Raw genomic sequence first — 14613 nt, forward strand, 5'->3', positions numbered from 1 at the left:
ACCTGACTTGGCTCACGGCTCGCGGCTTCGGGGTGGGTCGAGGCTCTGACCTGCGGTGATGTTGGCGGAATGCTGCTTTTTCACGCACTAAGGGGTTTTGTTCTAGTGTCACCGGTGTGGTGTTCATCAGGAGGGTGCGGACGGCCTCGGGAGCGACGGCAGTGCAGATCGCCGAGTATGTTCGCGGCCGTCAGCGGATCGTGGAGCACGTCGGCTCGGCGCATACGGAGGCAGAGCTTGGCATGCTGCTCGAGCGCGCCCGTGAGCTGCTGGATAATCCTGCCCAGGGCGTCCTGGATCTCGGTGTTGAGCCCACCCCTGCAGTGAAGGGCCTGGTTGTCCCTGCCGGGCAGGGCTTGTTCGAGGCGGCCGGCGTGGTGACGCCAGCCGGTCGTGATGGTCCGGGACGGGTGGTCGGCACGGACTCGCGGGTCCTGTTCGATGCGTTGGCCGGCGTGTTTACAGCGTTGGGGTTCGATGGCCTCGGCGACGAGGTGTTCCGGGACCTGGTGATCGCCCGGGTCGTGGAACCGACATCTCTGCTGGATGCCGGCAGAATCCTTCGGGACCTGGGCCAGTCCCCGGCCAGCTACGCGACCATGAAACGCACCCTGGGCCGGGCCGCAGCGGGCAAGTACCGCGACCGGATCGCGACCTGGTGCTTCCAGCACGCCAGCACCGACGGGGACATCTCCCTGGTGCTCTACGACGTCACTACGCTCTACTTCGAGGCCGAGAACGAAGACGAACTGCGCAAGGTCGGCTATTCCAAGGAGCGCAGGGTCGACCCCCAGATCGTCGTCGGCCTGCTCGTGGACCGGCGCGGTTTCCCGCTGGAGATCGGCTGCTTCGAAGGCAACAAGGCCGAGACCGCGACCATGATCCCGATCATCAAGCAGTTCCAGGCCCGCCACAGCCTGGCCGACATGGTCGTCGTCGCCGACGCCGGCATGCTCTCCGCCGGCAACCTTCGCGAACTGGACGAGGCGAACCTGCGCTTCATCGTCGGCTCCCGGATGACGAAGGCCCCGACCGACCTGGCCTCGCACTTCCGCTGGCACGGCGACGCGTTCAGCGACGGTCAGCTGATCGACACCATCACCCCCAGAACCGGCCACACCAAGGAGAACAACCCCGACCTGCGCGCCGAGCCCGTCTGGGACCCCGCCATCCACCCCGGCTCGTGGCGGGCCGTGTGGGCCTACTCCCGCAAGAGAGCGGTCCGCGACGCCACCACCCTCACGGCCCAGGAGAACCGGGCCCGCGAGGTCATCGAGGGACAGAAAGCTGCCCGCACCCCGCGGTTCGTGAAGACATCCGGCGGCAAACGCAGCCTCGACGAGGCATCACTGACACGCGCCCGGCAGCTGGCCGGCCTGAAGGGCTACGTCACGAACATCCCCGCAACGGCCATGGCCGCGACGGAAGTCATCGCCTCCTACCACGACCTGTGGCATGTCGAGCAGTCCTTCCGGATGAGCAAGACAGACCTGCGGGCCAGGCCCATGTTTCACCGCACCCGGGACGCGATCGAGGCACACCTGACGATCGTGTTCACCGCGCTGGCAGTATCCAGAACCGTCCAGAACAGGACCGGACTGGCGATCGCCAACGTCGTCAAACAACTCCGGCCCCTGCGCTCAGCGACCATCGCCATCAACGGCACCAAACAGAGATTCGCTCCCGACATTTCCACCGACGAGCAAGCCATCCTCGACGCGATCCACGGTCCAAAAATCACGCACTAAGGAAATGAGCCAAGTCAGGAGAACATCCTCGCACCAGGGCCACGAGCCCTTCAGCTTTAAGGCATCGGAACTTCGGGGCGGTGGCCGGACTACACGACTGCGACCAATTTCCAACCGCCCTCAGCTACCCGGTGGGCCTTGTGACGCGGCTGGCTGATGAAGCGCCAAAAAGGTACTCGAGGAGCTAGTCATGGCAGCCGCACGGCCGGAAACCAACAGGCTCTACCGCACCGTCTGCAGATGGTGGAAGGAGATTGAAGTACTCATCATTACCGGGGCCACGACAGGCAAGGTAGAGGCCAACAACACGGCGATCAAGAACATCAAACGCACTGCCCTGGCTATCGCAATCCTGCCAACTACAAATCGGTTATTCTCTTGAGAAGTGCCGCCCGGACGGCAGCATGACGCTCATCCCAGGGATCTATTTCCCCACGAACCGTGAAGAGCCCCTTTGAAGTGAGGTGTGGGGCCTGCTCTTGTCGTAATGCTCCATGAATTCCGGGTAACAGCTACAGCGTGCGGCTTCTGAAGCAAAGGGCCCGATGTAGGCCCTCCTCTTTGAGGACGATGTGGTTGAGGTGTTCAACTTTGCCGTTCGTTTGGGATCGGTAAGGGCTGGTGCGTTTTTGGCGGATACCGTTGTCCGTCAGGACCGGGGCAGAAGGCCTTTGCACGGGCAGCAAGAGCCGTAGTCGGGGAGCACTCGTTTGATCTTTACGCCCTGGGCGGCGAATGCGGCCATGGCGTTACGCACGAAAGTCGAGGCGATTTTCTTGGGCCTTGTCGGGCAGGATCTCGGAGTGGACGTGGCAGGAATGGTCATCGATGGCGTGGTGAATGGACCTGAAACCACGAAGCAGCCCCCCGCTGCTACCGCTGCCCAGCGCTCTGCTTTACGGACCGTGCAACTGGAACCAGGACGCCCACCGTTATGAGTCCGCGTGGCCCAGCGAAATGATCCACTTCCATGTGAAGAAGATCGGCAGTATCCACAATGGTGGAGGCCATCGAAGCCTAGGCCGGATAGCCGGAGAGGCCAATTCCCCAGCCCGGAATCTCGCCGAAGGAGCCGGCAAGAACGCTGATTGCTGTGGGGGATGGGGCGGTTGCCGAGTGCTTTGTCCGGGTCACGGAGGAGGCTTTGCGAACGTTGCGACGGGACGCCCTAATTCTGCGCGAGGGTGGTTGCGGTTAAATCCAACCGGAAACCACGTTTCAGAAAATTCGGCGTCACGATCTGGCTTACAAGCTCACTGTGTATCTGAACTACAAGTAGGCATGAGGGATCTGCGCCCAAGGGATCTTCCGTGCCATCGATTCCCTAGGACTCACATGCCCGACTCAATTCCCCTGGTCACCATCATCCTCGAGGCTCCCGGAGGTGTTGACCGGGAGTCCGTGATGTACCGGAGACTCATCGCCGCAAGGCTTCGGTATGAAGCGCAGTTCTCCATACTCCAGGTTGATGAACCGCTCACAACGGAGGAAATCACACGGCTTTGCGAAATGGTCGAAACCAAATACGTGGTGTTCATGAGGACGTCGCATCAGCTCGCACCTACCTACATGACCACGATGTTGGATTATCTACGTCCGCGGACGGTCTATCTCGCTGAACCAGTCATGTACATGGGGGTGATCTCCCAGAACGTGGCCGCGACCAAGATCGACGACGCGTATCGCTACGCCCGGGATACTGACGTATTCGGCGTTATTTTCAACACCCGCCGGCTGAGGGACGCGTTGGAAGCAATTGGCGACGTCGACCGCTCGGCCCTGTATCTCAGTTACCGTCTGTACTGGTCCATCGGAACGGTAAAGCCTCTCGCTACAGGCTTCTCAGTCGCATCTGACACCAAAGCGGCCATTGGCCTGCAAATAGTGCAGGACGTCATGCGGCTGGTCCCACTGATCCCAACGGCTTCCAAGGAAGTCCGTCTCCACCTGGTGCGGTATGTTGCGTTGTTCCTTCGGGGGATGCGGGCTGGGAAGGTGACACACGTTGCCTTGGCTAATCTCCGGGACGTGGTCCGGTCCTATCGTCTGGTCGAACTGCTCCGATTCGTTGAACCATTGCAGCCGGTGGAAGCGTCCTGGATTCGCTGGCTGTCTGACCCGGAGTCCGATACCCACCTCTATAAGCAGCTGAGCGACCGTGATTCATATTTGTCTTTCAGGGAGGGCCAGCCCACGGAAGGGTCTCAGCCACCCCTCTATGAATTGCACTTCGGCGGGGACACCGTCGTCATCGAGAAGTCGTATCGGCCGAGAGATCTACGGCCTGGCTATTCACGGGCTGCCAGCTACGACTTCTACAGCCGACCCATCAGTCCGTCGTCAACCTTGCTCTTCTTTGATAGGCCACTACAGGCAGACGACAATGCTGAGCACCTGTATGAATACTTCATGGTGAACCATGAGGAGTTCACGGAGGCGTACTTTGCGTTGAATCCGAAATCGCCGGACTGGGAACGGCTGCAAGCAAAGGGCTTCAAGCTGATCCCGATCTTCACCACCGAGTTCTACGAGAAGTTCCTCATCTCGGACCTGGTGGTTTCGTCCCAGATTTACAACATCAGATACCGCGGCAAGTCCTTCGCGAACTCCCGCTTCGTGTATCTGCAGCACGGCATCCAGCTGAACGACATGACCGACTGGATCCTCTCCAAATACTTCGATGTGTTCGTGGCCACGGGCCAACTCGAAGCCGACTATCTGGGCAAGCTTGCCCCTGTCGAAACCTTGAACTCAGGGCTGCCCCGCTTCGAGGCCCTGACCAGAACGCCACATGAGGCACAGCACCTGCTCTTCATGCCAACGTGGCGATTTAACCTGCACCAAGTGTCCACCGAACAGTTCGCCCAGTCGGAGTACTTCCGTGCGATCGACGCCATCCTCTCGGATCCAGAGCTACTGGCGTTCCTCGAAGAAACTGGTCGGACTCTCCACGTGAAACTCCATCCAAACGTGGAAAAGAGAGCCAGCCAATTTAGGTTCTCCAAGAATGTTGTCAGGACTGATTTGAGCTACCGCGAAGCCATTTCCTCAGCTGAGATGGTCTTCACCGACTACAGCTCGGCCGTGCTTGATGCTGCCTTTATTGGCGCGCCCATTGCCTATTATCACTGGGACTCGGCGGACTTCTTCCATGAGCAACCCTACGAAGGCCGAGTGGACTACCGCGATGATGGCTTGGGCCCGGTCTTTGAGGTGCACGCAGACCTTATCAACCACATCGTTCATGAGCACTATCTCAGGCCTCATGAACTATTCAGTGCCCGTCGCGAACGCTTCTTCCAGGGAGTGGATCCCCAAAGAATCAATGCCAAAATCGTTGAGAGGATGCTGAGTCTCTAAATGAGAAAGATCCGAGCCATCAAACGCACCATCACCGGCATCGCTGTAGATGCCGCCTACTCCGAGGCCGGCACCGGCTTCGCCCGCAAACTGATGGCATCCCCAGCCAACGCACCAGCACGGCGATTCATCAAGGCCAAGGGCATGGAAGGCAGCATTCGTAGGTTGGCGTCCGAAAATCTGCCGCAAGGAACCTACTTTGCAAAACTGACCATTGCAAAGTGGCAAGCGTATAAGGGCAGGGGATTCAAGCTGCTCCAGGACGGCGAAGTGGTCTATGGGAACAAGATAGAACCCCCGGCTCGCGGCTTCCCGCTTGAATATCGCAACATTATCGTCACCTCAAAGGACCCCAAGCGGTTTACCTTGGACATTGACGCACCTTATGAGCTGAAGATCGGTCGTGGTGCATTCACGACTCCGCAGCAGCTGAAATACGATCACCAGTACGGCGTGGAGCAGCACGGGGACACCTACTATTCGCTCCGGGGCAACACCACCAATCCCAAGAAGCTCTTCATAACTTTCCCAGGATTCGGGCCATCAACTTCACGGATCTCGTACGCCGTCAGTTATCTCAAGGCCATTACCGATGCCGACCTGAAGGACACCCTTATGGTGTGTTTTCAGGACCGCTACCTTGCCGCGGGCTCCTACATGATGGTGGACAACGCTGGTCGGCCTTTGTACCACCGGATTCGGCAGGCCATCGAGGACCTGCGGACCCGCTTCAGTATCGACCCAGCACAGATGCTGTTCTTCGGAGCTTCCAAAGGCGGCAGCATAGCCATCGACTATGCAAAAGACTTTCCGGCCGCCCAGCTCCTGCTGGCTGTGCCGCAAATGAATTTGCCGTACTACTTCAACAAGCCGTTCTTTCGAGACAACCTGTTCCGGAACCGCGCATTCCACGATGTACAGCAGCCTGAGGACAGCCTGCGCGAATACTTCGCTGAGGGACGGAGGATCGACTATTTTTACACGAACTCCGATGAACTCAGCAACCACTCACTCATTGAGCTTGTTCGAGACGTCCCCAACCTCACGAAATACCGCATAGACGGTGTCCACTCTGACGTGGCAAGGGCCGCGTTGCCCGCCATGCTGGGGCTTATCCGTGGGTTCCTGGGCGGCCAGCAGCATCGGGACTTTGCTGCCGACGAAGTACGTTCTTTCCCCCAAGAAAACGGCATTCAAGTGCAGGTTCGGGTAGATTCTGCCGGCTCTAAGATTGCCCGCGCCAACTGGTTCATTGAAGGTTGGCTGGGCAAGACCAGGTTCCTGCAGTCGATGTCCGAACATTCCTATGACTTCCTGAAGTTCACTTCGGAAAAGCAGCAGCTCTATCCTGCCTACGATCCGATTCAGCAACTTTCAGCGGTTGTAGCCATCGAGGCCAATGGAACTCAGTGGACTGGCACTCTGCCCGGGCCTTTGATGCAGGATTCGAAGCAGGAAGTCCTGCACTCAATGAGTGCGGCTGCTCTGAGTCTCCACGCGAAGCATCCACAGACGTATGTGGTCCTGGACGGTGACCATTTCGCCCGTTTTCGGTATCGCAGTTATGGAGCAGACATCGACGGCGACACGATGGAAGTCCACTTCGTGAGCGATGCCGAAATCGATGTTTCCGGCGAGACCTTTGACCGTGGCGAGCATAAGGCTTCGCATGTTGCCGTCGTGGAGCCTCTGGATGGCTGGGCCATGGCGGACCTACTTGCCTTGAGATTCGTCATCGCCGCTAAAGCCGAACATCTGTTGATCGTGATTCATGATGCCGACTCGGCTGACGAGGCGGGGGAGACATTTGGAGCAGTGGACTGGAAGCCCGCCACCGTTGTTGCCATTGTGGATGAGGCGCAGGCCTCGCATGATGTGCCCGTAAACGTCGGATAGCGACTCCGTGGCTGGCTCCGGAAGACTGGTTCAACCCCAAATTATTCGCTCCTACGCGGATGTCTCCACCATCACGGACAACGTTGTTCATTTGAATCAGACGCCCGAATCGGAGTTTCTCCGCTCCTCGGTGGAGTTTGCTGGGACGGGAAACGTGCTGTTCGTGGAGGACGGCGTCAAGTTGCGAAATTCAAGGCTTCGGTTTCTAGGCGACGGGGCAGTCATCCACTTACGCCGCTCAGAACGATACTTGCGGCTGATTGCCACTGTTTTTGAAGAATCTGTGTTCTATCTCGGCCCGGATGCATCATTCACGGCGGAGGCCCATTTTCTGCCAACGGAACGCAAACACGTCATCATTGGAAGCGATGGCATGTTTGCATCCCGTGTTGCCCTCCGCACGGCCGATCCACATCTCGTCTTTTCCACGCTGACCCACCAGCGAATCAATCCCAGCGCTTCCATATGGGTTGGTGACCACGTGTGGCTCGGCGAGGACACCTTGCTGCTCAAAGGCGCAAGGGTAGGTTCGGGCAGTATCCTCGCAGCCCGGGCGCTGGTCACCAAAAGCATCCCGTCCAACTCAACGGCAGCCGGGGTCCCGGCCCGCATCGTCGGCAAAGGCATCTTCTGGACGCGTCCTTCAGTGCATGCTTACACGGTTGCACAGACTGAGCGAAGCTCCGTCCATCCACGGGACGATTTCATATACAGGAGTGACCAGAATGTGTTGGACATTGCAGAATTGGAGGGCCAGTTGGACTTAGCGTCCTCTGGGCACGAACGGGCCGCGTGGTGCCACAAGCTGGATCAAATGACGTGGAAGAACAGGTTCTTCATCTGATCAGCACACCAACCCCGCGATTGCCCTCGGGATGGGACGCCTAGTTCCCCAAACCCTTGGCGGTGACATAAGCGGCCAGGTTGTCCTGTCCAATGGCCGTGGCAATCTCCGAAATGGCGGCATTGTCCGCCAACACGATCGACTGGCCGTCCGTCGAAGTGCCGACGCCAAGGTTAGGCAGGGTGAACATCACGGTGTCCTTCTCGCGAAGGTCCTTGAACTGCAATGCCAGCCCACCGATCGTGGCGGCATCAAAGTCCTTGTCAACACTGACATACGGGGAGATCGCATCCACCATGTTGTTAACCTTGACCGGGTTGGTGAGGGTATCCCGGGAGATCGTCTTGCTGATGACGGCCTTGAGGAAAAGCTGCTGGTTCTTGACGCGCGTGTAATCGGAATCAGGGAAGGACTTGCGCTCACGTACGAAGGCCAGCGCCTTCTCGCCGTCGAGCATGTTCTTGCCCGCCTGGAAGGTGACTTTGCCCTTCAGCACGCTGGGGGTGAATCCTTGCTTAATGTTGACTTCCACGCCACCCAAGGCGTCAGTAAGTCCCTTGAAGCCCTCGAAGTCCACCATCGCTACGTGGTCGATGCGCTGCTGAAAGAGCGACTCCACAGTCTGGACAGTCAAAGCAACCCCGCCTTGGGCCATTGCGGCGTTGATTTTCGCCTCGCCATGCCCAGGAATGTTCACCCAAGTGTCACGCATGATGGAAACTGCGAAGACGTTCTTGCGGTCCGCCGGGACGTGGACCCAGATAAGAGTGTCGGTCCGCTGGTCTGTCGGGGCGGAGTCATCCGTGTCCACTGACCTGTCCGCGTTCTTGTCCTTGCCCATGACAAGGATGTTCATGGCACCCGTGACGTTCTTAGTGGGTCGTGTGGCCTCGTCCGGGAAAGCATTCTCGATCTTGGTGGTGCCGTTGTTGAAAGTCTGGGCCAGGTTATAGACGTACAGACCACAGACCACGCCTATGATCACCACTGCTGCCGCGAAGCCGAGGAGGACGTTTCGAGCCGTCTTTTTGGAGCTCTTTTGACGTCGCGGACGCGAGTCTGTCGCAACGGCTTCGGTATCAATGGGGTGCGTCATGTATTCCTAGAGTTGGCAGCAGCAGAGTCGATTCTAACAAATGGACAAACACGCCATGTCCGGAGCTAGCCTTTGGTGCCCCGCGAAGCCTGCTCCGTGTAGACGCGTTGCGAATAGAAGTCGTCGTTTTCCTTGCCCCATTGATTGGTGACATTGACCGTGTAGTACCGACCGGCAGCCAGGGTTGTTTTGCCCACGTTCACGAGGACCATTTCCAGTTCCGGGTTCATGCCGGTCTGCACTCCGTAGGCTGTATTCGTACTTGTGGGCTTCACGGTTTTCACAAGGCGTTGTCCGCCTTTAGTGGTCCACTTCACCTGGGCGTTACCACCTGAAAGATTGAAGCCTGTTATCCGCACTTGGCCGGTGGATGCGTCAAAAGTCGCGTCGGTAATAATGGGCGTTGCAATTCCGGACTCCACTTGGGCCTTGAGGGGAACGCCCGTACCAACGCAGGTGTAATACGAATCCCACATGAAGGAAATGATCTTCTGCGCGTTGGCAAGCTGTTGCAGTTGCCTGTCTATCCTCGCTTTGGAGCTTTGGCCGCGGAGACTGTCACCGCACGGGTTGGAGGCTGTGGCCGGAGCCATGCCCTCCAAGTTTGCCCACAGGACGGCGCCCGTTCCGGAAATGCCCGCAGCAGCTGCCAGGAAGTAGTCCCGAATGGGTGCCACGTACTTGCTGCTCCACGAGCCCTTGCCCACGATGCTCTCGGCATAGCGGTCCACTGCCGAGTTCGCTTCGTTCGACTGAAACGCTCCACCCTTGCCGGTTCCCATGCCGTCTTGGATGGCGATGTTCAGAACCAGCCCGCTGGCCGTCTGGGCAATTCTTCGGATCCCGTTTCGAGCCTCCGTAAGGCTGATACTGAAAGCGCTGACCCGCGCGTCTAGGTACGGGCTTACGATTGCGCCGCGGGTGGGAAAGATCCGATGGATGGCTTGGTTCTGCATCCGGTACAGATCCAGGATGGGATCGAAAGTGTGGCCATCGGTGACGGGCATTTCTGTGCTGTGATAGAAGCCAGCCAGACCCTTAACGTTATTTGCCGCAGCCTGATACTGAAGGAAGCGCTCCGTGAATTGCGTCAAAGCCCCCTGATAGGAAACATCGGGGAGGTACGGCGTATCCGTTCTCTTCACCGGCAGGGGCAGGCCCGCATAGAACTTCATGCCAAGTTTCGTGGCCGCCAAGGCCAGGGAAGCTGCGGGATCCATGCCGCCCGCAGTGCCACCCCCCGCAACCACCACGTCGTACTTCCCGTTCGTAGACGTGCAGCCGCTGCCTTGGGCTGGGAGGACCAACACAACGAATGCCTTGCCTTGGCTGGTGATCCTGCGGTCCTTAGGGCACTTCAATGCTTGGCTGCTCCATACGCTTCCGTCGGAGTACGTGAAATAGCGATTGACCTCCAGGGTTCCTGCAGCAGCCTGGGCGCAGCTCACTCCATCGATGACACACTCCTTGGGAAGCGTTGCCAAGGTAGCCGGCGCGAGAGGCGTTCCAAAAGTGATGACGGTATCGGCGCCTGCTGCCTTCATTTCGCTGAGCTTCTGTAGGTTCCTCGACGTGCTCGGGGTGGCGAAAACGAAATAGCCACCAATCGGGTAGCTTGCCGGTTTCGGCGCCCGGGCAGCCGGAGTTTGCTTCGGGGCCGCTGGGGGCTGTGGATCCTGAGCCGGCCGCTCCGCCTCCATGCTGGGGCTGGGCGCAACCAAAGCCGTTCCTCCGACTCCGGCTACGAGCACAAGTGCCGCGAGGAGGACTTTGATGCGTGGACGGCTTCCGCGAATGAGCGTCATGAATTCCTTGGGGGTCGGCATCAGCAAACGATCCTACGGAATCAAATGACTGTTATCCATACGGTAGACTAAACCGGGCTGCTCTCCTGCTGTTGGYGGCCGCGCCTACCCTCATTCAGGTGGACGCGCTGGAACGGACGCTCATAGCGTTCTGTACGACATATCAACGGGGGGAAAGTTGGGCACCGGAATCAGACGTGTTCAAGCCGCACTTGTGGTCATCTTGCTGGCTATTCTGGGGTTTTTTGGTACCCAGCCGGCCATGGCCACCACGGTAACCAACCCTGGCACAGACACGGAACAGCCGGCGGACCCATCGCCCACGCCTGAGCCTACGTTCCCGGTCATCATCCCGCCCGTCATTCAGCCGTCCTCGCCTCCGGCCACTCTGGAACCTATTCCTACGGAACCTGCCCAGCCCTCCGAAGAGCCAGCTCCCGCACCCGTGGTGCCGCCCGTCGTCGAGCCCGTCGCTCCGCCCGCGGAAGTGCCTGCCGTGAGTCCTCCTGCTACGTCGCCCACTCCTGCTGTCCCCACTGAAGTTGCCATTGAGAACTACTTTGTGGAGCCTGAAGTCCCGGAAGAGACCACAACGGCCACGGCCGAAGCAACGCCCACGCCCACACCGACTCCTACCAAAACCGCCGCCCCGCCCGTTGTCAGCGCGGACATCACCGGCCCCTTGAAGGTGGCCCTGGCCCCTGTCGCGGAGAACAACCCCCTTGTCCAGGGCCTGACGGTCTTGGTGTTGCTGCTGCTGGGCCTTGCGTACTTCCGTGCCTTGCGCTCAAAGGGGATCCGCGGACCCCGCCTCAACGGCAAGTAGTCCATGGATACCTCCCTCCCCAGGGACGCGGCTGCCGTAAATACTGCATTGCCGTTGCGTCTAATGCTTCTCACCCACTCATATTGGCCGGAGCACAGCCCGCCGCAGCGCCGTTGGCTGTCTCTGACCCGGGAATTCCGGAAGGCAGGCTGGGACGTCGACGTCGTTGCTCCCGTCGCGCACTATCCCAATGGCAAGCGGGATCTGCCCCGGCGAAAGGCTGGATTCGCTTTTGCCCACCAGGAAGGCCCGCACGGCGAAAACATCAGGCGCGTGCCGTACCTTCGGCATCTTGGCACGTCGCCGCTGGCGCGTTTCGTTGATCAACTCTTCTCCGCGGTGATGTCCGTTCCCATAGGATTGGGCGGCAAGAAGCCCGACGCGATTCTTGCCACCGCTCCGAGCCTCCCGACGCTGGCTACTGGATACGTGCTTTCCAGGCTTCGCAAGGTGCCTTTCATCGTCGAGATGCGGGATGCGTGGCCGGACTTGGCCCGCGACGCGCGAATCGTGCAAGGCAGCGTCAAGAGCCTGGTGGAGCGCGTGGTCGAGTTTGTCCAGCAGCGGGCGGACCTGGTTGTCACCGTCACCGACGGCTTTGCCGAGACGCTGCGGGACCGCGGCATCAAGAACGTGGTCACCGTGAGCAACGGCCTTGATTTGAACGCCATGCCTTTCCTGGAGCCCCCGGCCTTGGAACGGGACGTCTTTCATGCCGTGTACCTCGGAAATCATGGCAAAAGCCAGCGCCTGGACATCCTCATCCGGGCAAGTGCGCTGCTGGGCGAGGGATTCCACCTCACACTGGTGGGTCACGGGACCAGTCGGCCGCAACTGGTGAAATTGGCCCACGAGCTCAACGCACCCGTGACTTTCTTCCCTTCACTGCAGGGTCAAGCCGTCATGGACAAATACCGTGAGGCCGATACATGCATCGTTTCCCTCCGCGATGATTGGAAGTCGTTCGAGACCACTGTCCCGTCCAAGACCTACGAGGTTCTGGCCATTGGCAGACACGTCACTGCGGTGGTTCGAGGCGAAGCGGAACGCATCATCATTGAAGCCGGCGGAGGCGATGTCGTCGCGGCCAACGCCGAAGCAGTGGCACAGCTGTGGCGCGAGCTTTCCAAGGACCGAAGCCGTCTTGCCTCAGGCAGCAGCGGACGCGAATGGGTCCGGGACAACGCTGACTATGCCCAGCTGGCCCTGCGATACATGGACTCGATAACCTCCTTGGTTAATCCGGAGTCAGCGATCAATCCGGAGTCAGCCGATGCCCGGGGGACTGCATGATCCAACTCCTTAAGAACCTTGCCCTGACTGCAGGAACCGTGTCAGAGCACCTCACTGAGTCGCCCTTTGTCTTGTTCCTCCAGGTTCTTCGCCGGCTGCCGTCCAGGATCGTCAGGCCGCTGGCTCGTTTCGTGGCCAAACTTGCGCCCGATTCCGCCCGTCCCCTCTTCCTGCTGGCCAGCCACGCCGCCGGGGATACCGCAGGGCTCACCCGTCGGTTTGAGCGCGCCATCGCTGCCGGCGTTGCTGGCGACCCTGCCCGCAAGGCTGCAGAAGTGGCCGTCGCTGCCGAGCAACCCGAATGGGCTGCTGTCTTCCTGGAGCTGGCTTCCGGCGCCAGCCAGACTCCAGCGACCGTCGCCAGACGCAAGTGGTACGACGGCGACATGAGTGGCGCCGTCGTCGTCCTCGCTGGCGAGCGGGGCGGCATGGCAAAACAGCGGCAGCGGCTTGAGTCCGAAGTCCGCGTCTTCCAGGGGTGGCGTCCATCGCTGACGGCATCCGCAGTAAAACCGCAACCCCGTAGGGTCCTGCACCTTCTGACGAACTCAGTGCCGCATACCGGCAGCGGCTACGCCCGGCGCAGCCATTCCATCCTGACCGCCCAACAGGACGCCGGTTGGGAAGCCCTCGCTCTAACCCGACTGGGTTACCCCGTGCAGATCGGCGCGTTGACAGCGCGGCAGCATGACGTTGTTGACGGGGTGCGCTACGAACGTCTCCTGCCGCCGCGTATGAAGCCGTCCATGAACGGTCGCTTACAGCAGCAGGCTGAAGGCATTTTGTCCCTCGCCCGCGATTTCAGGCCGGCGGTCCTGCATACCACCACGCACTTCGTCAACGGGCTGGTAGCCCGGGAAGTCGCAAACGCCTTGGATGTCCCGTGGGCCTATGAAGTCCGCGGGCAATTGGCCGACACGTGGGCGTCAACGCGTGGCGAGGAAGCTCGCCGGAGTGAACGGTACAAGCTCTTTACCGAACGGGAAGCCGACGTCATGCAGAGCGCGGACCTTGTGGTCACTCTCGGTGAATCCATGAAAAACAACATCGTGGCCATGGGCATCCCGGACAGCAAAATCCTGATCTGCCCCAATGCCGTGGGCGGCGCTTACCTGGAAGAACCGCTCGATCACCGCGAGGCGCGGCTGGCTCTGGGACTGGACCCGAACGGGCTTTACATCGGGACAGTAAGCAGCCTTGTCGACTACGAGGGCCTTGACGATCTGGTCACAGCATTTGCGCTGCTTGCGCCACGACTGCCACAGTTGAAGCTGGTTTTGGTCGGGGACGGCACCGCTGCGCCCGCGCTTCAGGACCAAGTCCGGCGCTTGGGACTATCTGAACGGACCATCTTCACAGGGCGTGTCCCTTCGGAGCAGGCTCGCCTGTACCACTTGGCGCTGGACATTTTTGTGGTTCCACGCAAGGACCTGGCTGTTACCCGGGCCGTGACGCCGCTCAAACCTGTGGAGGCCCTGGCCTCCGGCCGGCCTGTGGTGGCCAGCAAGCTGGAGGCCTTGCGGGAGATAGTGCACGACGGCGTAAACGGCAGAGTGGCGAACGCTGAAGATCCGGGGGGACTGGCTGAGGTGTTGTACGAATTGCTTGATGATGAAGGTTTACGGAAGCGGCTTGGCGCCGCTGGCAGGCAAGAAGTATTGGCCACGAGGACGTGGCAGGCAAATGCCCAGGCATACATCCGGGCTTATGAAAATTTGGGCGTCTAACAACGTAAGGAGGGTCAG

The 14613-nt window shown here is 59.8% G+C and carries 9 protein-coding genes and 1 pseudogene; 8 read left to right on the forward strand and 2 right to left on the reverse strand.

Going from position 1 to position 14613, the window contains the following annotated elements:
* Positions 1–116 precede the first annotated feature (116 nt).
* From AC1DCM_RS22920 to AC1DCM_RS22940, 5 genes and pseudogenes are all read left to right on the forward strand, one after another.
* A complete protein-coding gene (locus AC1DCM_RS22920) occupies positions 117–1748 on the forward strand; it encodes an IS1634 family transposase (protein ID WP_477519827.1) in 1632 nt (543 codons plus the stop codon).
* Positions 1749–1908: 160 nt separating this feature from the next.
* Positions 1909–2156 (forward strand): annotated as a pseudogene (locus tag AC1DCM_RS22925) (transposase); the annotation flags it as partial.
* A gap of 927 nt (positions 2157–3083) precedes the next feature.
* On the forward strand, positions 3084–5108 hold the full coding sequence (locus AC1DCM_RS22930; protein WP_477519828.1) for a CDP-glycerol glycerophosphotransferase family protein: 2025 nt from the start codon (positions 3084–3086) through the stop codon (positions 5106–5108).
* Positions 5109–7004: a hypothetical protein gene (locus AC1DCM_RS22935; RefSeq protein WP_477519829.1), complete on the forward strand. Its 1896-nt coding sequence runs from the start codon at positions 5109–5111 to the stop codon at positions 7002–7004. It abuts the gene before it with no gap.
* A gap of 7 nt (positions 7005–7011) precedes the next feature.
* The gene (locus AC1DCM_RS22940; RefSeq protein WP_477519830.1) at positions 7012–7848 is read left to right on the forward strand and encodes an acyltransferase; all 837 of its coding nucleotides are present in this window, start codon (positions 7012–7014) and stop codon (positions 7846–7848) included.
* A 40-nt stretch (positions 7849–7888) separates the two neighbouring features.
* On the opposite strand, the gene AC1DCM_RS22945 is transcribed toward AC1DCM_RS22940, so the two are convergent.
* On the reverse strand, positions 7889–8944 hold the full coding sequence (locus tag AC1DCM_RS22945; protein WP_477519831.1) for an LCP family protein: 1056 nt from the start codon (positions 8942–8944) through the stop codon (positions 7889–7891).
* Positions 8945–9009: 65 nt separating this feature from the next.
* Positions 9010–10770, reverse strand: coding sequence for a DUF4434 domain-containing protein (locus AC1DCM_RS22950; RefSeq protein ID WP_477519832.1), 1761 nt, complete (start codon positions 10768–10770; stop codon positions 9010–9012).
* Between the two features lie 193 nt (positions 10771–10963).
* Here AC1DCM_RS22950 and AC1DCM_RS22955 point away from each other — a divergent pair, with 193 nt between their 5' ends.
* The 3 genes from AC1DCM_RS22955 to AC1DCM_RS22965 are packed head-to-tail and all read left to right on the forward strand — an operon-like array spanning position 10964 to position 14595.
* A complete protein-coding gene (locus AC1DCM_RS22955) occupies positions 10964–11575 on the forward strand; it encodes a hypothetical protein (protein ID WP_477519833.1) in 612 nt (203 codons plus the stop codon).
* Between the two features lie 3 nt (positions 11576–11578).
* Positions 11579–12868 carry a glycosyltransferase family 4 protein gene (locus tag AC1DCM_RS22960; RefSeq protein ID WP_477519834.1) on the forward strand — a complete coding sequence of 430 codons (1290 nt, stop codon included), beginning with the start codon at positions 11579–11581 and terminating at the stop codon, positions 12866–12868.
* Positions 12865–14595: a glycosyltransferase family 4 protein gene (locus AC1DCM_RS22965; protein ID WP_477519835.1), complete on the forward strand. Its 1731-nt coding sequence runs from the start codon at positions 12865–12867 to the stop codon at positions 14593–14595. The genes AC1DCM_RS22960 and AC1DCM_RS22965 overlap by 4 nt, the downstream gene beginning before the upstream one ends.
* Positions 14596–14613 lie beyond the last annotated feature (18 nt).

This window comes from Paenarthrobacter sp. 10N417, assembly GCF_056394745.1.